Source organism: Paracidovorax sp. MALMAid1276 (assembly GCF_049198005.1).
GTDB lineage: Bacteria > Pseudomonadota > Gammaproteobacteria > Burkholderiales > Burkholderiaceae_C > Acidovorax.
In genome coordinates this window covers 1-20,708 of the sequence record NZ_JBMIRS010000036.1, presented here as the reverse complement: position 1 = coordinate 20,708, position 20,708 = coordinate 1, and the positions used below count along the sequence as shown (strand labels likewise).

Sequence of the window (20,708 nt, the reverse complement as noted above, 5' to 3'; positions counted from 1 at the left end):
TGGCATCCCATCCCGGCAAGGACCTTGTGCGACTCCAAAAAAGACATTGAACAGGCTCTAACGCCCCGCCTCCAGAACCCGGTTACCGTTGCAAACAACTCAGAGGACTGCTCACACCCTTTACCCCGAAGTGTCCCCTAGCATCCCGGGCCACCTCTACCAGCCCTGCCGCCTGTCGCGCGCGGCGCTGGCGGGGGTGTCCGAATGCACACACACCAACAACACTTCGAGGGAGTTATCCGCATGAGCAACGGCAACCCGGCAGCCCACGGCACCGATCCCCTGGCTGCAGCCGCAACGGCCGCCGCAGGGCCCAGCACCACCCCCATTCCCCTGCCACCGGACCTGCCGCAGGTGTGGAAAAAGCGGTTCGAGCTGATCGAACGCGCTGGCGGCCTGAAGATGACCCGATTCAAGGACCTGAGCTTCGGCGAGCGCATGCGCTGCAACTTCAACCTGCTGGCAGGCCTGTTCGGCCCCATCTACTACGCCACCAAGGGCATGTGGAAGCGGGGGCTGGCCTACGTCGGCCTGGGGCTGGCGGGCATCGTGATGCTGGAGACGCTGATCAGCCTGGCCGGCTTTGGCCACCTGCTGGACGGCGTGCATTACACGGGCGGCTGGGTGGGCATGTTCGCCTACCAGGCCAACCGCGACTATTACAAGAAGGTGGTGCTGGGCAACAACGGATGGCTATGACCGCAGCGCCTGCGGGCGTGCGCTGCATCCGCGCCGCCTGGATCGCTGCGCTGCTCACGGGCTCCACGACGGCGGCCGTCACCCTGGGCGCCAGCCTGGGCACCAATGGCGTCGACTATGTGCCCTCTATGTGGCTGGATGTGGCCCTGATCGCCACGCTGGGCTGGGGCCTGTACCGTCGCAGCCGTGTGGCGGCGGCGCTGATGCTGCTGTACTTTGCCGCCGCCAAGGTGCTGGCCGTGCGGCGCGACCTGCAGGCGCTGGACGACCCCACCTGGAGCGACGCCCTGGAAAGCCTGGACGCCTGCGCCGCCGGGGGCTGGGTGGTGGCCCTCGCGTTCACTGGGGTGTATGCCCTGGGGCTCTATGGCACGGTGGTGTACCGCAAGCAGCAGCGGCAGTCGCTGACGCCAGCGATCCACCCCGTGCACGAATTGCATCAAAAATGATAGCTGTCAGCGCTCTCTGAATAAACGCTAAAGCCACTTTTCACGGAACTGCGGCAGCAGACACGGTGCCATCAAGTGAATGCGAAGAGAGCCGCGATGCTCAACGTGGCAAGGGGCAGCGCTGCACCAGCCAGCCGCGCAGCATGTCAAACACGGGCGCGGCCAGCTCGGGGCTTTCGTTGAACAGCTCGTGGTACAGCGGCTCGAAGCAGTGCGACTGCACCATCGCCTTCGGCGCAGCGGCGGCAAAGGCGCGGCTGCCGGCGGGGTTGACCAGCCGGTCGCCACCGGCCCACATGAGCAGCGTGGGCACGCCCCAGTGCGCGGCACGTGCCACGGTGGCGGGACCCGCTTCGGCGATGAAGCGGGCCAGGCGCGCGCTGATGCGGTCGTGGCACAGCGGGTCGGCCAGATACGCGGGGGCCACCGCCGGGTCGTGCGAGAGGTACTGCACATCCAGCCCGTTGTTGACGCGCAGGTTGGGCGCCAGGCGCGGCAGTGTGGCCAGCAATAGTTTCTGCACGGGGTTCAGGCCCGCATCGAGCGCGGGGGACGACAGCACCAGCCCGTCCACGGGGCGCATCTTCAGCGACACGAAACGCGCCGCCACCAGGCCGCCCATGCTGTGGCCCAGCAGCACCAGCGGCTCACCGGCGGGCATGCGCGCGCGGGTGGCGTCCACCAGGTCGGCCAGATCGTCCAGCAGACGCAGATCGCTGGAGAGGCCGCCGCGCGGCCCGCCAGACTCGCCATGGCCGTACTGGTCAAAGCCGCGCGCCGCAAAACCCCAGTCGTTCAGGCGGCGCGCCACGGGGTCGTAGCGCCCCACATGCTCACCCAGGCCGTGCACCAGCAGCACGGTGCCGCGGCAGGGCTCGCCCTCGGGCAGGGGCCAGTCCTGCACGGCCAGGTTCTCGCCGTCTCCGGCGGTGAAGGTGGTGAGGGTGGAGGGAGCGAGTTCTTCAGCAATCATTGCGGGCACAGTGTCGTACACGGGGTGAGGCAGCATACCCCGCCCCTGGGTGATCTCGAAGGACAAAATGGCCGCGCCGCCGGGGCGGGCCGCACTCCGCCCCGGCCGCGACTCAGGCGAGCGAAGTCCAGAGGTCGTCCCAGTCGGTGGGCAGGAAGTTGCCCTCGCGCCGAAGCACCTGCTGGTGCTGGCGGTTGAGCACGTAGTGCGTGGGGCGCCGGGTGATGGCGCCAAAACTGTCCTGGTGTCCGCCGGCACCGCGCCAGGCGATCGGAAAGCGCTGCTCGGGCGGCACGGAGACCTTCAGCAGCTCGATGTACTGCGCGAAGTCCGCCCGCTTTTCGTCGAGGTTGACACCCAGCAGCACGAAGTCGCGGTGGCGGTTGTTGGTATAGAACTCGCGCAACAGCCGCAGCTCGTGGGTGCACAGCGCGCACCCTGCGGTGAAAAAGCTCACCAGGCACACCTTGCCCGCGAAGTCCGTGAGGGCGATGGGCTTGCCCTCGCTGTCGGTGCCGGTCAGCGTGTGCTTCGGGCCCGGCGGCGCGGCGGCGGGTTGTGCCAGGGCCTGGGGCACGGCGCCAGACGCGGCACCCAGGGCGCAGGCAGCACATGCCTGCAGAAACCCGCGTTTACTGGTCATGGTGAGGCCCTCTCCAGGAGTTCAAGGCAAAGGCGAAGCCGCCGCGCCCGTCGTGCGGCGCCGTCAGGCCGCTGCGGCGGGTGCCTGGGCGTTCTGCGCGAGCGCCGCGATCACCTGCGCCACGGCGGCCGTGAGCTTCTTGGCGTAGGGCACATGCAGGAACTCGTTGGGCCCGTGCGCGTTGCTCTTGGGGCCCAGCACGCCGCAGACCATCATCTGCGCGGTGGGAAAACCTTCGCTCAGCATGTTCATGAGCGGGATGGTGCCGCCCTGGCCGATGTAGCCGCAGGGCGCGCCGAAGTGGGCCTGCGATGCGGCGTTGAGCGCGTCTTCGAACCACGGCGTGGTGCCGGGCGCGTTCCAGCCGGTGGCGCCGCTCAGGCCCTGGAAGGTGACCTTGGCCTGGTAGGGCGCGTTGTCTTCCAGCAGGGCCTTGAGCTCCTGCACAGCCGCTGCGGCGTCCACCAGGGGCGGCAGGCGCAGGCTGAGCTTGAAGGCGGTGTAGGGGCGCAGCACGTTGCCTGCGTCCTGCAGCGCCGGGAAGCCCTCGGCGCCGGTCACGGACAGCGTGGGCTCCCAGGTGCGCTTGAGCAGGGCCTGCACCGGGTCGGTGGTGGTGGGCAGCGCGAAGGTGGTGGAGCCGCCGCAGTCGTAGTGCGCCCAGGGAAAGCGCCGGTACACCTCTTCGCCCAGGATGGCGGCGGTGGCGCGGGCCTGCGCCAGGCGGTCGGCCGGCACGTCGCAGTGGAAGCTGGCGGGCAGCAGGCGGCCGGTCTTGCTGTCCTCCAGCCGGTCGAGCACCTGGCGCATGATGCGGAACGACGAAGGCACCAGGCCCGAGGCGTCGCCCGAGTGAATGCCTTCAGTGAGGATCTCGACCTTGAGCGTGCCGGTGGCCATGCCGCGCAGGCTGGTGGTGAGCCACAGCTGGTCGTAGTTGCCCGCGCCCGAATCCAGGCACACCACCAGCGCCACGTTGCCCATGCGGGGCTTCAAGGCCTCGATGTAGGGCAGCAGGTCGCGCGATCCGCTTTCCTCGCAGGTTTCGATCAGGCCCACGATGCGCGGGTGGGGCACGTTCTGGCGCTTCAGCTCCTGCACGGCGGCGATGCTGGCGTAGACCGCGTAGCCGTCGTCGGCGCCGCCCCGGCCGTAGAGCTTGCCGTCTTCGTACTTGGGCGTCCAGGGGCCGAGGTCGTTGCGCCAGCCGCTGAATTCGGGCTGCTTGTCCAGGTGGCCGTACATCAGCACGGTGTCGGTCGCACCCGCCTGGGTGGCATCGATCTCGAAGAACAGCACCGGGGTGCGTCCTTCGAGGCGCACCACTTCAAGTTTGAGGCCGTCGACCTTTTGCGATTCGACCCAGGCGGCGGCGTTGCGCACCACGGTGTCCAGCAGGCCCTGTTCGGCCCAGTCGGGCGAGAACATGGGGGACTTGGCGGGGATGGCAATGTAGTCGGTGAGCTGGCGAACGATGTCGTTGTCCCAGACCTGGCTGACCCGTTCGAGGGCCAGATCGGGTTGCAGGGCGTGGGCGGGGACTCGGGCATTCATGGCGGCTCTCCTGGGACGTGGGGGCGGTCTTGTGGACCAAAACCCGCATTCGACCACAAGGCCCGCGTGGGCGCCACGAATCAGTAGGAAGACGTGGGCAGCGTCTCGGGATTGCCTTTGGCCGCGAGCTGCGAGACGGGGCGGCGCAGGCTGGTGGCCACCTCGACGCGGTTGCGCCCGTTGTTCTTGGCCTGGTACAGCGCGCGGTCTGCCGCGGCGATCAGCATGTCCCAGCTGTCGCCCGGCTCCAGGCGCCCGCCGAACACGCCGATGCTGACCGTCACAGAGAGCTCGGTGCGCTCCATGCAGTCCACCCGGCAGCGCGACACCTCCACCGCCTTGCACAGCTCGCGCGCCAGCTGCTCGGCGCCCGCAAGGTGCGTGTCGGGCAGCACCACCATGAACTCCTCGCCCCCATACCGGCCGACCAGATCCTGCGCGCGCACCCGCCCCCGCAGCACTTGCACCACGCTGCACAGCACCTGGTCGCCCACCGGGTGGCCATACTGGTCGTTCACGTCCTTGAAGTGGTCGATGTCCACCATCATGAGCGCCATGGGCTCGCGCATGCGGACGGCCCGCGCCACGTCGCGGTCCAGCGCGGCAATGAGCGCGCGGCGGTTGGCCACGCCCGTGAGCGGGTCCAGCGCCGCCATCACGCGGTTGTCCTCATCGGCGCGGTCGCGCGACATGAAGACAAAGCCCATGGAGCTGACCAGCACCACCGAGAAGGTGCCAAAGAACGTGAGCGTCTGCAGCGCGATGTGGCGCAGGATGCCCTCCTCGCCGCCCAGCACCGCGAAGGCCAGCGCCGAACGGCCCAGCAGCACGGCGGCCTCCAGCGCCAGGCCGGCCACCAGCAGCCACTGCCCGCGCCCCACCGTGGCGTGGCGCCGCTCCAGCACGGTGGCCAGCGCCCACACGGCCTGCAGACCGATGACGGCACCCACAAATCCCACGCGGGCCGCGAAATTCGTGATGAAGAAAATGACGAAGCCGGTGACGAGCGCCGGCGGCAGCAGCAGCAGCAGCCAGCGGACGGGCCGCCCCTGGAACTGGTAGATCGCCGCGATCATGCCGACGAACACACTGGACAGCAGCAGGTTGCCCACCACGATGGAGAGGAAGTCGGGCACCTGCCCGCGCAGGATGAGCAGCAGGTGCCCGAGCGCATTGACCAGCAGCGCGGCCGCCCAGAGGTTCAGGCCGTCGCGGCGCCGCCTGCGGCCCACCACCGCCATGGACGCAGCCATCATGAGCGAGCTGGCGATGATCGTCGCCAGGATGGTGGGGATGTGGGCAACCATGGGGCAGGGTGCGGCGCAGGGGGGTGGGTGCAGGATCAGGCCAGCATAAACCAAGGGCCGCCCGGCGCAAACCTCTGGATGCGCGGACCCCGGCGCCCGGTCTCGGCCCGCTTGCGGCCTGCTTGCGGCCTGCTTGCTCCCGGCCGCAGGCTACTGCAGCTGCGGCGCCTGCGGAGGCGGCGGCAGCGACGCGGCGCGTTCTGCAGGCCCGCCGTCGCCTCGCGTGAGCTTGAACACCTGCACCGCGCCCGCCAGGCGCCCGGCCTGCTCGCGCAGGCTCTGGGCCGCTGCGGCCGACTGCTCCACCAGCGCGGCATTCTGCTGCGTCATCTGGTCGAGCTGGTTCACGGCGGTGTTGACCTGGCCGATGCCGTCCGACTGCTCGCCCGAAGCCGCCGTGATCTCGCCAATGATGTCGCCCACGCGCTGCACCGAGCCCACGATCTCGTCCATGGTGCTGCCCGCGTTCTGCACCAGGCGCGCACCGGATTCCACCCGCTCCACCGACGCGCCGATGAGGGCCTTGATCTCGCGCGCGGCCTCGGCACTGCGCCCGGCCAGGTTGCGCACCTCGCTGGCCACCACGGCGAAGCCCCGGCCCTGCTCGCCGGCGCGCGCGGCTTCCACGGCGGCATTCAACGCGAGGATGTTGGTCTGGAACGCGATGGAGTCGATCACGCCGATGATGTCGGCGATCTTCTGGCTGCTGGTGTGGATGTCCTGCATGGTGCTGACCACCTTGGAGACCACGTCGCCGCCCTGCGCAGCCACGCGGCTGGCATCGACGGCCAGCTGGTTCGCCTGGCTCGCGCTGTCGGCGTTGTGGCGGATGGTGGCGCCCAGCTGCTCCATGCTGGCAGCGGTCTCTTCCAGCGAGCTGGCCTGGGACTCGGTGCGGCCCGAAAGATCCTGGTTGCCCTGTGCGATCTCGGTGCTGGCAGCAGACACGCTGTCGGCGCTGGTGCGCACGGTGCCCAGGCTTGCGACGAGGCGAGAGCGAAAGCCCTCCATGGCCTGGGCCAGGCGCCCGATCTCGTCGCCGGACCGCAGTGACACGGCGTGCGTGAGATCGCCCTGCGCAAGGTGGCCCAGCGCCGTGCTCAGCGCCTGCACCGGCGCCCCGACCATCCGGCGCGTGGCAGCCACCAGCACCACGGCCAGCAGCACCAGCGCCACCAGCACGCCCAGCCACAGCCAGGCGAGCACGCCGCGTGCCTCCGCCATCATCTCGGACACCGGCGCTTCGGCCACGATGGCCCAGTTCCAGGGCTTGTAGCGTTCTACCGCCACATAGCGCGTGCCGGTTTGGCCGCTGCCGCTGGAGCTGCCGGTGCTGCTGGTGCTGCGGGGCGACCACGAGGATTCGAAGTCACCTGCCTGCTCGATGGCCGAGACCGATGCGAGCCAGGCCTTGGCGTCGTCCGCCTTCTCGTCCAGCTTCAGGCCCGCCTGCGCGCCCGGCAGGCCCAGTACGCTGCCGCGCGCAGCACCGGACGAGACGTTGACCGCATACACCGCGCCGGTGGCAAACAGCTTCTGCCCCGCCATCACCGAGGTGAGCTTGCCCAGGATGGGGCTGATGTCCGAACCGATGAACAGGATGCCGATGGTGCGATTGCCTTGCCGGATGGGCTCGTACACCGTCATGTATTCGCGGCCGAACAGATTGGCCCGGCCGATGAAGGTCTTGCCCTCGTTCATCAGCTCGTAAGCCGGGTGCTTGCGATCGAGCAGGGTCTTGTAGGCGCGCTCTCCGTCCTGCTTCTTGAGCGAAGTCGTGACGCGGACATAGTCGTCGCCCGTGCGCGCAAAGATGGTGGCCACGGCACCCATGCTGTCCTTGGTGAACCGGTCGACCCCCTCGAAGTTTCCGTTCAGCGGCGTGCCGCCAAAGTCCAGCGTGGCCTCCGGCTTGCCGTCGGCACCCGGCGCTTCGCCCAGCGTGAACTCGCCCGCAAAGTTGGACTTGAACAGGGTGAAGTCGCGCTTGGCCTGTTCCTGCGCGGTCTCGTCGAAGGTCTGCACCAGGGTGCGCAGCTGGGCGGCATGCTGCTGGGCGTCAGCACGCGACATGCGGCCGAAGTCCTGCCACAACATAGCGCTGACCATGCCCATGGTGACCAGCAGCACCAGCAGCAGGCTGAGCACGGCCGCCAGTGACAGCTTGAACGCCACCGAGCGGCGCAGGGACGAAGTGATCGTGGGGGTGGTGGGGGTCATTGTTGTTTTCCCGGGCGGACTCCGGACCCTCTGCCCGGAAAAAGCCCGCAAAGTTAACGGATCGGTGCGTGAAAACCAAACACCGCGCAATGCCATGTGGCATGCAAGGGCCACAGCGTGCGCCCCAGGCTCGACTGTGTTACTAGTGGTAAACCCTACGCAATTCGTTGCGGTCCGTAATGGTGCGGTCTCGCAAGGCTCATGCCGGACATTTCTAGATCGCAAACGCCTCGGCCAGACTCAACCGCTGCGTGCTTTCAAACCGCCGCGGCTCGCCGGTCACCGGGTCGTCAAACGCCAGCACCCGCGCCAGCAACTGCAACGGGCGCGAGTAGTCGCCCTCGGGCGGGTCGTTCACCTCGGGGTAGAACGCATCGTTGCGCAGGGGCAGCCCCAGCGCCGCCATGTGCACCCGCAGCTGGTGGCGCTTGCCCGTGATGGGCGTGAGCCGGTAGCGCGCCCACTGGCGCGAAGGCGCCACCTCGCACAGTTCGATGCGGGTGTGGCTGTTGGGCTCGCCCGGCACCTCGTGCATGCGAAAGAACTGCGGGCTTTCTTCCATGCGGCTGACGTGGTCGCGCGGAAAGGCGATGTCCGGGCGCCAGGGGGCTATGGCGTCGTAATGCTTGGTGATGCGGCGGTCGCGGAACAAGGCCTGGTAGGCGCCCCGGGTGTGCGGCTGCACCGAAAAAAGCACCAGTCCGGCGGTGTCGCGGTCGATGCGGTGCAGGGGCGACAGGTCGGGCAGGCCGAGCTGGTGCTTCAGGCGCACCAGCAGGGTGTGGTGCAGATAGCGCCCCGAGGGCGTGACCGGCATGAAATGCGGCTTGTCTGCCACGAGCAGGTGCTCGTCCTGATAGAGCACGGATTCGCTGAACGGCGGGGCGGGCTCGTGCGCGAGGTGCCGGTAGTAATACAGCCGCAGCCCGCCTTCAAACGCCCTTTCGGGCGCTACCGGACGGCCCTGGGCATCCACCACGTCACCCGCCTGCATGCGTTCGAGCCACTCCTGCCGCGACACTGCGGACAGGCGCCGGGCCAGGAAATCCAGCACGCTGTCACCCGCCTGGCCTCTGGACGGAAGCACCACGCAACTCGGGCTCACACCCGCACGCAGGGGCAGAAGGTCAGGTCGGCGGGGGTGGGACATGGGAGGCGGATTGTAGGCGCGAATGCTGCACCATCGATTGCAAAAATGATAGCTATGAAATGTTTACAGATAAGCGCTGAAAGGCAAAAACATCTCAGTTTATGCGCCCGAATTAGCGGTAGAGAACCCGCAGCGCCGCTCGGTAAAAACACCGATGGCATCCCCGGGTGATCTGGTAACACTGTGTGTCGACTTGCCATCCCGGCACCCACTTCCCGTTCTGGCCGCTCCACAGCCCCACCCATTGCACTCCATGGCAGAAGCCTTCATCGACCACCTCCACACCATCTACGCCAAAACGGCCTCGGGCCAACAGGAAATCCAGACGCGCTCCCTGGGGCTGGCTCCTCTGGTGCGTCGGCTGTTGCTGTTGGTGGATGGGCAGCGCTCGGGCAAGGACCTGGAAGTGTTCGTTGCAGGCCATGATCTGGCGAGTCTGTTTGACGAGCTGATCGCCCACGGCTGCATCGAGCCGCGGGCGCGGGCCCGCACCGCCCCGTCCGCCCCGGCCGCCCCCAAATCTCCGGTGGAAGCGGCGACCGACGACCTCGCCGGCCTGCCGCCGGCCGACACCCGCAGCGCCAAGGAGCTGGACATGGCGCGCAACTTCATGACCAACACGGTCAACAGCATCTTCGGGCACCACAACCGCATCTCGCTGCTGGAATCCATCCATGCCTGCCGCAGCAGCGAACAGCTGCGCCAGGTGTACCCCCACTGGGTCGAAACCCTCTCGGCCAGCGCCATCGGGCTCAAGCGCCTGCCGGAGCTGCGCGAGAAGCTGTTCGTGGTGCTGTAGCAGCGCTGCACCCCGGGCAGCGGTCCCTGTGTAGGACAAGGGCGTGACTCGCCCTGCGTGCGCTTTTGTCGCCTTTGTCTGATGCCGCGCCTGCAAGCGCCCCGCCTAGCATGGTGCTGCCATGCCAGAGCCCCAAACCCCTGCGCAGCCTGCGCCGCCCTCACCCTCTTCTTCACCTCCTCCTGCGTCGTCTGCGCCCGCACCCGCTTCCGTGCGCACAGCCTGGCGTTCGGACAAGGTACGCAGGCTTGTCGTCCTGGTGCTTTTAATAACCGGCGGGCTGGTGGTGGCGCTGGCGGTGGCGGCCACGCTGGCGCTGACCCAGCTGGAGCGTGCAAAGCCCTGGGTGAATAAAAAGGTGAGCGAAGCCACGGGCCGACGGTTTGAGATTCAGGGGCCGCTGACCGCCACGTGGCGCTGGCCCCAGCCGCTGGACGATGGCTGGCGCCGCTGGATTCCCGGCGTCACCATGACCGCAGAGCGCCTGGAGATGGACAACCCCGCAGGGTTCGCGCCTCCCTTCGCACGCAAGCCCGCAAAGAATGCCGCCACCCGAAAGGCCTCCAGCGAACCCAACGAAGTCGAACCCGTCAACGCCACCATGGCCCGCATCGGCAAGGCCACGGCCAGCGTGCGGCTGTGGCCGCTACTGGCGCGCCACTTCTGGATCGACACCGTCGCGCTGCAGCAACCCGACTTTGCGTTTGCGCGCACTGACGACGGTACGAACAACTGGACCTTCAAGCGCAAGGACGCAGAGGCCCCGCGCGGCCGCTGGACCTTCGATGTGGACCGCCTTGTCATCAGTGCGGGCCAACTGGCCTATGCCGACGCCTTGAAGGACATTGACCTGCGCGCCGCCGTGGACAGCCTGGAGTCGGGTGACCCGGCCCTGGCGGTGGCTGCGCCCCGGGAGGCCGGTTCGGCTGCAACGGCTGCGGCCGATGCTGCGTCTTCTGCGCCACCCGCCGCCGCAGCGTCCTCCACATCCCCAGCCCGCAACCCTGCCGCGCGGCCGGACTACGGCCTGCGCTTCACGCTGGAAGGCCGTCTGGCCAAGGCCCAGGTGCGGGGCAGCGGCCTGGCCGGGCAGGTCATCAGCCTGCGCGACAAGGTGGTGGACTACCCCCTGAAGGTGGAGCTGAGCGGTGGCAGCGTGGCGCTGTCGGCCGAAGGCATTCTGGCCAATCCTGGCGCGCTGTCAGGCCTGGACTTTGACGTGGCGCTGAAGGCCAACAGCATGGCCGACCTGTACGAGGTGACGGGGCTGGTGCTGCCCAACACGCCGCCGTTCAGGACACGCGGCCACCTCACCGGCAGCCTGGAGCCCGAACGCGCCGTGTGGGAATACAGCAACTTCCGCGGCCGGGTGGGCGAGAGCGATCTGCAAGGCACGCTGAAGTACACCTCCGGCAAGCCCCGCCCGCGCCTCACGGGCCACATGACGTCGCAGCAATTGCGCCTGGCGGACCTGGGCCCCACGCTGGGCACCAACAAGCCCGACAACAGCCACCGGGGCCGCGAGGCGGCGGGCAAGGGCCGTGGCAAGGTGCTGCCCGATTCGAAATTTGCGGCCGAGCGCTGGAACGCCATGGACATGGACATCGTGTTCAAGGGCCGCCACATCGTTCGCCCCGAGAGCCTGCCGCTGCAGGACCTGAGCGTGCACGCGGTGATGCAGGACGCCCAGCTCAAGCTCGCCCCGCTGACCTTCGGCGTGGCGCAGGGCCGCATCGAGTCGCAGGTCAGCATCGACGGGCGCGCGCCCCCCCTCAAGGCCCAGATCCGGGGCACCGTGCAGGGGCTGCAGCTGTCAGAGCTGTTTCCCAAGGTACAGCTCATGAAGAAAAGTTTTGGCCGCATGGACGGGGCCATCGCCTTGAGCAGCCGTGGCAACAGCGCGGCCGGGCTGCTGGGCCAGGGCACGGGCGAGATGCGGCTGTATGTGCGCGAAGGGGTGCTCAGCAAGCAGATGCTGGACCTGGCAGCGCTCAACGTGGGCAGCATCATCGTGGGCCGCCTGTTCGGCGAGGACAAAGAGGTGCACCTGCGCTGCGCCGTGGCCGATTTCACCGTGGTGGATGGCCTGGCCACGACACGGGTGGTGAAGATGAGCACCGACGACGCGATCGTGGAAGCCACGGGCACCATCGACCTGGGCACCGAAGCCATGAACCTGCGCATCAAGCCCCAGTCGCTGGAGTGGAAGTTCCTCTCCCTGCGCTCGCCCCTGTATGTGAAGGGCACGTTCGGCAACCCCGACATCGGCGTGGAAGCCGGCCCGCTGCTGCTGCGCGCAGGCGCCGCCGTGGTGGCGGCCGTGGCTGCGCCCGCAGCGCTGGCGCTGGTGCCCATCACCGTACCTGCGGCCGATGACGACACGCACTGCAAGCCGCTGCTGGACTTGGCCCAGCAGCCCGTCAAGCCCGGTGCGCAAGGCGCCGCCGGCACGGCATCGCAGGCCGCGCGGCGCCCGGCGGGGGGCGCGTCGGCACCGGCGCGGTAAGGATCTCGGGCAGGGAATAATCGCCCTTCCCTCGGCTTCCCTCGTGTTTCACCCGCAGCCCCCGGCGGCTGCGGTTTTCTTTCATGCCTCGACCCTCTTTTCCGCGCCCCCTGCGATGGGCTTTGCTGTGCGTGCTGGGCCTTCTGGTGCTGGGCTTGGTGCTGCCTGAGCGCATCCGCATTCCTGTGGCTGGTGCGTCGGCACGCGACTGGAATGCCCGATCGTTCTGGTTCGAGCCCTGGGGCACTTCGGGCGTGCACAAAGGCATCGACATCTTTGGGAAGACCGGTACGCCCGTGCTGAGCACCACCGATGGCGTGGTGGTGTTTGCGGGCGAGTTGGCCAAGGGCGGCAAGGTGGTGCTGGTGCTGGGGCCGCGCTGGCGGCTGCACTACTTTGCGCACCTGGATGCGATCAGTGCCCGTGTGCTATCGCCGGTGGCGTCCGGCGAGGCCATCGGCACGCTGGGCGCCACTGGCAACGCGCAGGGCAAACCGCCCCATCTGCACTATTCCATCGTGCGCCTGCTGCCTGCGCCGTGGAAGATGGACGGTTCCACGCAGGGTTACAAGAAGGCGTTTTTCATCGACCCGCACGCCTATCTGCTGGAGCGGTGATGGCGCGGCCGGGGGGCCTGGGCGGTCAGTGGAAATCCCGGCTGCCCTGCAGCGCCTGCCCCAGGCGGCCCAGCAGGGGCGTGAGATCTTTGAAGCGCTGGGCCACCAGGTGGCGCACCACGGCGTGTTGCGCCTTCCCGCCCGGCTCGCCCTGATCGCCTTGCGGCACGCTGCATTGCCACATCCCTTCGACGGCCAGCAGCTGCGAGCGCAGCAGCGCATTGCGCCAGGCGTCCACCATGGCGGGCCAGACGATCACGTTGACCGGGCCGGTTTCGTCTTCCAGCGTGACGAACATGGTGCCCTTGGCGGTGCCGGGCCGCTGCCGCACGGTGACGATGCCGCAGGCGCGCACCTTGCGGCCGTGGGGCACGTGGCTCAGCTGCAGTGCCGTCTTGAGGCGCCAGTGTTCCAGGCGCGGGCGCAGCAGCGCCAGGGGGTGGCGGCGCAGCGTAAGGCCGGTGGCGGCGTAGTCGAACAGGATTTCTTCGCCCTCGGGCGCAGCGGGCAGCTCCAGCGGGGCTTCGTTGACCGGCACATCGCGCAGCAGTGGCGGCGCGGTGTGCTGCGCGGCGGCCTCCCACATCTGCTGGCGGCGGTGGCCTGCCAGGCTGGCCAGTGCGTCGGCGGCGGCCAGGGCCTGCAGGTCCTGCTGGCTCAGTTGTGCGCGCAGGGCCAGGTCTTCGGTGCCGGCAAAGGCGGGGCCCGCCAGGCGCGCCTGCACCAGGCGCTTGACGGCCTCTTTGTGCAGGCTGCCCACCAGGCAAAGGCCCAGGCGCACGGCGGGCTGGGGCATCGGCGGCGCGGGCAGGCCCTTGTGGGGACGCAGCGGCTCCAGCCCACCCTCCAGCGTGCAATCGACGTCGCTCACGGTCACGTCGATGGGCAGCACGCGCACACCGTGGCGGCGCGCGTCCTGCACCAGCTGCGAGGCGGTGTAGAAGCCCATGGGCAGCGAGTTGAGCAGCGCGGCCAGAAAGGCCGCAGGCTCGTGGCACTTGAGCCAGCTGCTGGCATAGGCCAGCAACGCAAAGCTGTGGGCATGGCTTTCAGGAAATCCGTATTCGCCAAAGCCCAGCATCTGCTGAAAGATGGCCTGGGCAAATTCGGTGCGGTAGCCGCGCGCTTCCATGCCACCGATCAGGGGGCGCTCGAAGCGGTGCACCCCGCCCTTGCGCTTCCACGCGGCCATGGAGCGGCGCAGGTCGTCGGCCATGCCCGCCGAGAACCCTGCAGCGATCATCGCGATCTGCATGACCTGTTCCTGAAAGATGGGCACCCCCAGCGTGCGCGCCAGGGCCTCTTCCAGCTCGGGTTTTTCAAGCTCCAGCGGCAGGCCCCGGCGCTTGCGCTCGCGCGCCTTGAGGTAGGGGTGCACCATCCCGCCCTGGATGGGCCCGGGCCGCACAATGGCGACCTCGACCACCAGGTCGTAGAACTCGCGCGGCTGCAGGCGCGGCAGCATGCTCATCTGGGCGCGGCTTTCGATCTGGAACACGCCCACGGTGTCGGCGGCGCAGATCATGTCGTAGGTGGCGGGGTCTTCGTGCGGGATGTCCTTCAGGCCCCAGCGCTCGCCGCGCAGCAGTGCGCGCAGGTTCAGGCAACGGCGCAGCGCGCTGAGCATGCCCAGGGCCAGCACGTCGACCTTGAGCAGGCCCATGTCGTCCAGGTCGTCCTTGTCCCACTGGATGACGGATCGGTTTTCCATGCTGGCGGGCTCCACCGGCACCAGCCGGGTGAGCTTGCCCTGGGTGAGCACAAAGCCCCCCACGTGCTGGCTCAGGTGGCGCGGAAAGCCGATGAGGTCGCCCGCCAGCTCCAGCCACAGCTGGGCGGTGTGCCGGTGCAGCGGCGCGTCCACCGCCTGCGCCAGCGCCTGCAGGCGATCGGCCGCAATGTCCTCGTCGAACCAGTGGTGGTCTTTGGCAAACGCGTCCACCAGCGCGGGCGCCACGCCCAGGGCCTTGCCCACGTCGCGCAGGGCGCTGCGGGTGCGGTAGGTGGTGACCACGGCGGCGATGGCGGCGCGGTCGCGGCCGTATTTGTCGTAGATGTACTGGATGACCTCTTCGCGCCGGTCGTGCTCGAAGTCCACGTCGATGTCCGGCGGCTCCTTGCGCTCCTTGCTGATGAAGCGCTCGAACAGCAGATGGGTGTTCTCGGGCGGCACGGCGGTGATGCCCAGCATGTAGCAGACCACCGAGTTGGCGGCCGACCCACGCCCCTGGCACAGGATGCCCTGGCTGCGCGCATAGCGCACGATGTCGTGCACGGTGAGGAAGTACATCTCGTACCGGCAGTGCGCGATCAGATCGAGCTCCTTGCGGATCTGGGCCTGCACCCTTTCGGGCGCGCCCAGCGGGTATTCGCCCTGCAGCCCCAACTGCACCAGCCAGTCCAGCGCCTGGGTGGGCGTCATGCCCGGGGGCACGGTTTCCTGCGGGTACTGGTACTGGATCTCGTCCAGGCTGAAGGTGCAGCGCCCCGCCACCACCAGCGTGGCGGCCAGCAGTTCGGGCGGGTACAGGCTGGCCAGCCGCACGCGCCGGCGCAGGTGGCGCTCGGCATTGGGCTGCAGCGCAAAGCCGCAATCGGCCACGCTGCGGCCCAGGCGCACGGCGGTGATCACGTCCTGCAGGGGCTTGCGCGAGCGGGCGTGCATGTGCACGTCGCCTGCGGCCACCAGGGGCAGGCCCAGCTCGGCGCCGGCGCGCTGCAGCGTGGCCAGCCACAGGCCGTCGTCGGGGGCCAGGTGCAGTTCCACAGCCAGCCACAAATGGCCTTCAAAATTTGAATCAAATTGGCCTTTAGCGCTTATCAGACAAGCGCTGACAGCTATCAAATCAGAAGCATCGAAGCATTCCCGGCACGGGGCCAGCAGCAGCTCGCAGCCCTGCAGCAGGTGCCAGGGGCTGCCCGGCCCCACGCGGTACTGGCCCTTGGGCGCAGCCGCGCGGGCGGCCGTGATGAATTCGCACAGGTTGCCCCAGCCCTGCGCATCGCGCGCCAGGGCCACCAGGCGCAGGTGGCCCCAGAGAAATTCGCTGCCCACGATGAGATGCAAGCCAGTGCGCCGGGCGGCCTCACGGGCGCGCACCACGCCAGCCACGGAGCATTCGTCGGTCAGCGCCAGGGCCTGGTAGCCCAGCTCGGCCGCGCGCCGCACCAGCTCGCCCGGGTGCGATGCACCGCGCTGGAAGCTGAAGTTGGACAGGCAGTGCAGTTCGGCATAGCCCGGCAGCGGCAGGCTGGCGCCCCGGACTGCCGCTGTGGCTGCCGCTGCGGTTGAGGGGGCCGGGGCGTCGCGGTGGCCCGGGTGGCCGGGCGGCTGCAGGGGTTTCTTCGGGCTCATGGCATTCCCCTCATCCGAAGAAGCCGTGCAGAAACCAGCGCGGCGGGGTGGGCACGGTCGCGGGGGCTGTCGTCGTGTCCTGGCCAGCCGGGGCTGGCAGCCGTTCGCGGAAGATCCAGACCAGGCCGGCCGCGTCGTTGTAGGCCACGAAGTAGTCGCGCAAGGCCAGGCCCTGGCCGGGGTGACGGGCGTGCGCGGGACCGCTGGTGCGGTCGGCCCCCTCCTGCGGCGCTGACCACCAACCGGCCTCGAAACGGTGGGGCCCGGCCAGCAGGCGCAGCAGCCCGTGGTGGCAAGGGCGGCTGCCCTGCACGGCCAGGCGCCGGGGCACGGGCAGCAGCCAGGTGGGCCACAGCGTGCCGTCGGGGGCATGCGGCCCCGCCGGCACGGTGGGCGCAGCGGCGGCATCCAGCACCCGGGGTGCCGGGCGCCATTGCTGCATGCGCTCGGGCCGGTGGTCTGCCTGCAGCACGGGGGCCTGCACCTGGTCGGCCCCCAGGCGGGCGGCCAGGCGCTCCAGCAACTGGTGCAGGGCTTCGCCGGGTTCGGCGGTGGCGCCACCGGCCGGGGGCGGCCCCGCGCCGGGCCGGTCGGCCGGGGGCAGCAGGCTGGCGGTGCGGTGCGGCAGCGGGTCCGATTCGACCAGGCGCAGCGTGATGTGATTGGCCGGGGCCGCGAGTGGCGTGCGCGCCAGGTTTTCGGCCAGCAGGCGCCGCAGGTGGGGCATGTCCTGCGTGGGCTGGGCAGTGCGCACCGTCAGCGCCTGGGTGGGCGCAATGGCCACGCCGTCCACGCGCCGCAGGTCGTGGCGCCAGGCCAGCTCCAGCGCCAGGGCGCCCTGTTGCCGTGCCTGCAGCCAGCTCTGCAGGGCGGCCAGGCCACGGTGGGCGCTCCACAGCAGCGCATCGGCGGTTTCGGCCAGGGCGGGCAGTTCGGCGGACAGCACGAACTGCTCGGGCAGCTCCACCCAGCGGAGGGCTTCGGGCGCATCGCCCCAGGCCTGGTCCAGCACGCGCAGGGCCGCCGCGCCGATGCGCCGCGCCACGCCGGCCCGGGGCAGTGCCCGCAGCGCGCCCCAGGTGCGGCAGCCCATGCGCTCCAGGGCCGCCACGTGCGGGCGCAGCGCCGTGAGGGTGTGCAGGGGCAGGTGCTCCAGCAAGGGCTCGCGGCGCACGGCCCCACCGGGAGGCGCCGCAAGCGCCATGCGCAGCCGGGCCTGCGCTGCCAGCGCGGTGGCGCCGCAGCCGCAGGCGGGCAACGGCGGGGTGGCAGTCGATACCCCTCCAGCGCCCGCCTCCTGCGCCGCACAGGTTGTGGCCCAACCCTCTAGCACCTGCGCATGCAGGGCCTGCCGCCCGCCCCAGAGCCGCTCGGTGGTGGACACCTCCAGCAGCACCGCCTCGCCATCCACCAGCGCCACGCGGGGTGTGAAGCGCAAGGCCCACCAAGCCGTGGCAGCCGGGTCCAGCCGCCCGCTTTCAGCGGCAGAGGCCGCAGAGGCGGCAGTTGCGGCGGAGGCGGCGGAGGCGGCGGAGGGCCCGCACCCACCGGGCAGAGGCAAAGCGATCCAGTGCATGGCTCAGAGCGGCTGATCCAAAGCCTGGCGGGCGGTGCGGGAAGGCACCAGCGCCAGGGCCGGACGCGGGGGCAGCAAGGCCAGAGCGCGGTCTGCGCCCAGGCCGGGTGTGGGGATGCCGCGCAGCAGGCGGTCGGCATCGGCCTGCGCGGCCTGCCGGCGGGCCGCCTGCGCCCCCAGCGCCTGGGCCAGCCGGGGGTGGCAGGCGGGCAGGTGCAGCGCGTGCTCCAGCGGCGGGCCCCGGCGCTTGAGGATGTGGACCTGCAGGCCCGGCGCCGCCGCGCTGCCCCCAGGCCACGGGGCTCCATCCAGCTGCAGCCGCAGCAAGGCCGGCGAGGCCTGGCAAGCGGCCTGCGCTCCGCGAAACACCCACAGCAATTGCTGCTGCTGCGCCGCAGCCAGCTGCAGGCGCCGCAGGGCCGCCGGCGGGGCCTGGGGCAGCCAGGCCATCACGGCCAGCACATCGCGGCAGCGCAGTGCCTGCTCTGCCGCCCACAACGCAACCTGCGGCTGGGGGGCCCGCACCACGCACAGCCGCCCGGCAGGCAGCCCCCGGGCGGCAAGGCCCGGACCAAAAGGCTCGCACGGTGGCGCCACCACCACCACCGCCCCGGCGCGCACGGCCACCGCCTGCGCCAGGGCCGGCAGCAGCAAGGGCCATTCATGCAGCCCGGCCAGCGGCTGCACCACTTCGCTCAACGCCCCCACGGGCCAGCCGCCCCCGGGCAGTTGCGCATCCAGCACCCCATAACCCGTGGCTTGCACCGCCTGCGGACCCCGCCCCAGCGTGTCGGCGTGCCACACCCCCGGCACCGCCGACGGCAAAGGGGACGCAACCCGCAGCAAGGGGCGTGGTGCAGCAGACATGGGAAGACAGCAATTCAAGGTCCACAAATACTGTAAATATAACCAGTATTCAAAACCCTGTGGTGCCCATTGGGGGGCGGGCCTCTTCCCGGGGCTACAGCTTTCTTGCCACCCATTCGCACCAGTCGGCCAGTGCTGCGTCTTCGGGAGTGGCGCGGTCGGCCAGGCGGGGCCAGCGGCGGTGGCTGGCGTTCAGGATGCTTTGCAGCTGCCACAGGGCTTCACGCCCCACCAGGCCTACCTCGGCCATGCCCAGCACGTCGCCTTGAAGCTGGGCGATCAGCTCGCCCTGGTGGCGGGGGTGGGAGCCGGCTTCGATCAAGGCTTTCTGCAAGGCCATGAGGCGCGCATCGGCAAAGGCGAAGGCCCCGGTGGGCGTGCCCCGGGGTGCCGCAGGCCCGGCTGCTCCGCCCTGCCCGCCGGGCAAGGCCGCCTTGAGCTGGTCCCAGTAGGCGAAGGCTTCTGCCAGCAGGTCGATCTGCTGGGATGCATCGCTGCCCAAAGGCAGCAGCGCCGAGTCGCGGGCGACTTCCTCGCGCAACAAGGGCAGGATGTGCGACACCAGGGCAGAAGGAAACTTGCGATGGTTGAGCCGCAGCACCAGCGACAGCCGCTGGGCAGGCATGTCCTCGTATTTTTCATAGAAAGCCGCCACCACTTCGGCCAGCAGCAGGATGCGGCCGAGCGGCGTGATGTCGGCCCCGGACAGGCCCCGGGGGTAGCCGCTGCCGTCCATGCGCTCGTGGTGCTCCAGCACCGCCACGGCCACCGACGGGGGATAGGCCTGCATGTCGCGGATCATCAGCATGGCCGAAATCGGGTGCGCGGCGAGATGCTTGCGCTGCGGCCCCACCACCTTGTGCCCGGGGTCGTCCCAGACAGGGTCCATGTACAGCACCCCCAGGTCGTGCAGCAAGGCCGCCGCCGCCAGGGCGCTGCAATCGCGCTCGCCCAGCCCGCTCTTGATGCCCAGGTAGATCGCCACCGCCATCATCTGCAGGCTGTGCTGGAACAACTGCGGCCGCTGCTCGCGCATCACGGTGAGCTTGCAGGCCATGGAGGGCGGCAGCGCCAGCGAGCGCAGCGGCGCCAGCAACCGCCCCGTGGAACCCAAGGCATCGGCCAGCAAGGCGCACAGCGCGTCCTGTTCGGCCAGGGCCGACGCGGCCGCCACCAGGGCAGGCACATCCACAGGGTTGTCGATGGAAAGATGCCGGTCGATGGGCTCGCGCAGCTTGTGCTGCACCAGGCGGTCGTACAGGCGACTGTCGATGCGCGCGCCTTTTTCCACCAGCTTGACGCCCATGTCGTTGTAGATGGCCGCGCCCGCCACCACCGTGCGGCGGTCGGCCATGTCGGTCAACGCGCGCAGGTAATGGGGGCTGTCAGCGGCATCGGGGCCCGCCGATTCAAGCGTGTCAGTCATGCGAGGAGCACAAAAAAGTGGTTTCCGACTATAGGGCGCCAACTTGCCCGCGGCTGACACCTGCCTGCCCTTTGCACAAAAAATTGAGGCAGGTCAAACCCCACAGGCTGGCGGATCGGCCCGGGACCACCGCCGCGAAAGGGCCCCATTCACCGAATTGTCATTGTCCCAAATGAATACAAGGGTTTTTGCGGATACATCTCCTCAGAACGCAGTTACAGGTCGTTTCAACCATCCGTCTCTAGCGAATCGACAAAAGTTCCAGGCGCATTGTTTCCAATACTGGAACAGTTAGTTTGCGACTGAGTAGTTTTTTCTGGCCTTTTGGAGGCGTACAGTTCAACCCATCGATGAGCCAAGCCCTTCAACAGGCGACTCACCGAAACCGGACGAAGCAGCCCACAGGGGCACGCCGACACCGGTGACCTGAGCCGGCTTTGCCGATCCAATTTTGAGGATTTACACCATGAACAACACCGCACGTTTCCTGTCCATCGCTGCCGTCGCCGCTTTTGCCTCTTTCGGTGCCCACGCTGACGAAGCCGACGCTTCGCAGTTCGCCACGCA

15 protein-coding genes and 1 pseudogene are annotated in these 20,708 nt (G+C 69.1%); 6 read left to right on the top strand and 10 right to left on the bottom strand.

The window, feature by feature from the left end; translation table 11 throughout:
- The first annotated feature begins 243 nt into the window (after nt 1–243).
- Complete coding sequence (locus ACOQFS_RS01840; protein ID WP_421561284.1) at nt 244–699, top strand: DUF2628 domain-containing protein; 456 nt, start codon at nt 244–246, stop codon at nt 697–699.
- Nucleotides 696–1,148, top strand: a complete 453-nt coding sequence (locus ACOQFS_RS01835; RefSeq protein ID WP_421561283.1) for a hypothetical protein — start codon at nt 696–698, stop codon at nt 1,146–1,148. Before ACOQFS_RS01840 ends, ACOQFS_RS01835 begins: the two co-directional genes overlap by 4 nt.
- 100 nt (nt 1,149–1,248) lie before the next feature.
- Here the strand turns inward: ACOQFS_RS01835 and ACOQFS_RS01830 are convergent, their stop codons facing one another.
- The 6 genes from ACOQFS_RS01830 to ACOQFS_RS01805 all read right to left on the bottom strand — a co-directional run bounded on the left by ACOQFS_RS01830 (nt 1,249) and on the right by ACOQFS_RS01805 (nt 8,995).
- Nucleotides 1,249–2,121 (bottom strand): alpha/beta hydrolase, encoded by an 873-nt coding sequence (locus tag ACOQFS_RS01830; RefSeq protein ID WP_421561282.1) that lies wholly within the window; start codon nt 2,119–2,121, stop codon nt 1,249–1,251.
- Nucleotides 2,122–2,233: 112 nt separating this feature from the next.
- A complete protein-coding gene (locus ACOQFS_RS01825) occupies nt 2,234–2,764 on the bottom strand; it encodes a TlpA family protein disulfide reductase (protein WP_421561281.1) in 531 nt (176 codons plus the stop codon).
- A 63-nt stretch (nt 2,765–2,827) separates the two neighbouring features.
- Entirely contained in the window at nt 2,828–4,318 is a 1,491-nt protein-coding gene (locus tag ACOQFS_RS01820; protein WP_421561280.1) for a M20 family metallopeptidase, read from the bottom strand.
- Between the two features lie 80 nt (nt 4,319–4,398).
- Nucleotides 4,399–5,625, bottom strand: a complete 1,227-nt coding sequence (locus ACOQFS_RS01815) for a GGDEF domain-containing protein (RefSeq protein ID WP_421561279.1) — start codon at nt 5,623–5,625, stop codon at nt 4,399–4,401.
- A gap of 150 nt (nt 5,626–5,775) precedes the next feature.
- Complete coding sequence (locus ACOQFS_RS01810; protein ID WP_421561278.1) at nt 5,776–7,845, bottom strand: Cache 3/Cache 2 fusion domain-containing protein; 2,070 nt, start codon at nt 7,843–7,845, stop codon at nt 5,776–5,778.
- Between the two features lie 214 nt (nt 7,846–8,059).
- A complete protein-coding gene (locus ACOQFS_RS01805) occupies nt 8,060–8,995 on the bottom strand; it encodes an RluA family pseudouridine synthase (protein WP_421561277.1) in 936 nt (311 codons plus the stop codon).
- 253 nt (nt 8,996–9,248) lie between these two features.
- Here ACOQFS_RS01805 and ACOQFS_RS01800 point away from each other — a divergent pair, with 253 nt between their 5' ends.
- The 3 genes from ACOQFS_RS01800 to ACOQFS_RS01790 all read left to right on the top strand — a co-directional run bounded on the left by ACOQFS_RS01800 (nt 9,249) and on the right by ACOQFS_RS01790 (nt 12,917).
- Complete coding sequence (locus tag ACOQFS_RS01800) at nt 9,249–9,794, top strand: hypothetical protein (RefSeq protein ID WP_421561276.1); 546 nt, start codon at nt 9,249–9,251, stop codon at nt 9,792–9,794.
- Between the two features lie 121 nt (nt 9,795–9,915).
- Entirely contained in the window at nt 9,916–12,300 is a 2,385-nt protein-coding gene (locus ACOQFS_RS01795) for an AsmA family protein (protein WP_421561275.1), read from the top strand.
- Nucleotides 12,301–12,383: 83 nt separating this feature from the next.
- Nucleotides 12,384–12,917, top strand: coding sequence for a M23 family metallopeptidase (locus ACOQFS_RS01790; protein ID WP_421561274.1), 534 nt, complete (start codon nt 12,384–12,386; stop codon nt 12,915–12,917).
- 25 nt (nt 12,918–12,942) lie between these two features.
- Here ACOQFS_RS01790 and ACOQFS_RS01785 read toward each other — a convergent pair whose 3' ends face one another.
- The 4 genes from ACOQFS_RS01785 to ACOQFS_RS01770 all read right to left on the bottom strand — a co-directional run bounded on the left by ACOQFS_RS01785 (nt 12,943) and on the right by ACOQFS_RS01770 (nt 20,141).
- Nucleotides 12,943–16,272, bottom strand: a complete 3,330-nt coding sequence (locus ACOQFS_RS01785; protein WP_421561273.1) for an error-prone DNA polymerase — start codon at nt 16,270–16,272, stop codon at nt 12,943–12,945.
- Nucleotides 16,273–16,282: 10 nt separating this feature from the next.
- A complete protein-coding gene (locus ACOQFS_RS01780; protein ID WP_421561272.1) occupies nt 16,283–17,848 on the bottom strand; it encodes a DNA polymerase Y family protein in 1,566 nt (521 codons plus the stop codon).
- 3 nt (nt 17,849–17,851) lie between these two features.
- Nucleotides 17,852–18,715, bottom strand: coding sequence for a translesion DNA synthesis-associated protein ImuA (gene imuA / locus ACOQFS_RS01775; RefSeq protein WP_421561271.1), 864 nt, complete (start codon nt 18,713–18,715; stop codon nt 17,852–17,854).
- Between the two features lie 94 nt (nt 18,716–18,809).
- Complete coding sequence (locus tag ACOQFS_RS01770) at nt 18,810–20,141, bottom strand: HD-GYP domain-containing protein (RefSeq protein ID WP_421561270.1); 1,332 nt, start codon at nt 20,139–20,141, stop codon at nt 18,810–18,812.
- A gap of 466 nt (nt 20,142–20,607) precedes the next feature.
- Between ACOQFS_RS01770 and ACOQFS_RS01765 the strand changes: the two are divergent.
- A pseudogene (locus tag ACOQFS_RS01765) lies at nt 20,608–20,708 on the top strand (DUF4148 domain-containing protein); the annotation flags it as partial.

Coding starts and splice junctions, on each gene's coding strand:
- ACOQFS_RS01840 (WP_421561284.1), top strand. CDS start 244: ATGAGCAACGGCAACCCGGCAGCCCACGGCACCGATCCCCTGGCTGCA.
- ACOQFS_RS01835 (WP_421561283.1), top strand. CDS start 696: ATGACCGCAGCGCCTGCGGGCGTGCGCTGCATCCGCGCCGCCTGGATC.
- ACOQFS_RS01830 (WP_421561282.1), bottom strand. CDS start 2,121: ATGATTGCTGAAGAACTCGCTCCCTCCACCCTCACCACCTTCACCGCC.
- ACOQFS_RS01825 (WP_421561281.1), bottom strand. CDS start 2,764: ATGACCAGTAAACGCGGGTTTCTGCAGGCATGTGCTGCCTGCGCCCTG.
- ACOQFS_RS01820 (WP_421561280.1), bottom strand. CDS start 4,318: ATGAATGCCCGAGTCCCCGCCCACGCCCTGCAACCCGATCTGGCCCTC.
- ACOQFS_RS01815 (WP_421561279.1), bottom strand. CDS start 5,625: ATGGTTGCCCACATCCCCACCATCCTGGCGACGATCATCGCCAGCTCG.
- ACOQFS_RS01810 (WP_421561278.1), bottom strand. CDS start 7,845: ATGACCCCCACCACCCCCACGATCACTTCGTCCCTGCGCCGCTCGGTG.
- ACOQFS_RS01805 (WP_421561277.1), bottom strand. CDS start 8,995: ATGTCCCACCCCCGCCGACCTGACCTTCTGCCCCTGCGTGCGGGTGTG.
- ACOQFS_RS01800 (WP_421561276.1), top strand. CDS start 9,249: ATGGCAGAAGCCTTCATCGACCACCTCCACACCATCTACGCCAAAACG.
- ACOQFS_RS01795 (WP_421561275.1), top strand. CDS start 9,916: ATGCCAGAGCCCCAAACCCCTGCGCAGCCTGCGCCGCCCTCACCCTCT.
- ACOQFS_RS01790 (WP_421561274.1), top strand. CDS start 12,384: ATGCCTCGACCCTCTTTTCCGCGCCCCCTGCGATGGGCTTTGCTGTGC.
- ACOQFS_RS01785 (WP_421561273.1), bottom strand. CDS start 16,272: ATGAGCCCGAAGAAACCCCTGCAGCCGCCCGGCCACCCGGGCCACCGC.
- ACOQFS_RS01780 (WP_421561272.1), bottom strand. CDS start 17,848: ATGCACTGGATCGCTTTGCCTCTGCCCGGTGGGTGCGGGCCCTCCGCC.
- imuA (WP_421561271.1), bottom strand. CDS start 18,715: ATGTCTGCTGCACCACGCCCCTTGCTGCGGGTTGCGTCCCCTTTGCCG.
- ACOQFS_RS01770 (WP_421561270.1), bottom strand. CDS start 20,141: ATGACTGACACGCTTGAATCGGCGGGCCCCGATGCCGCTGACAGCCCC.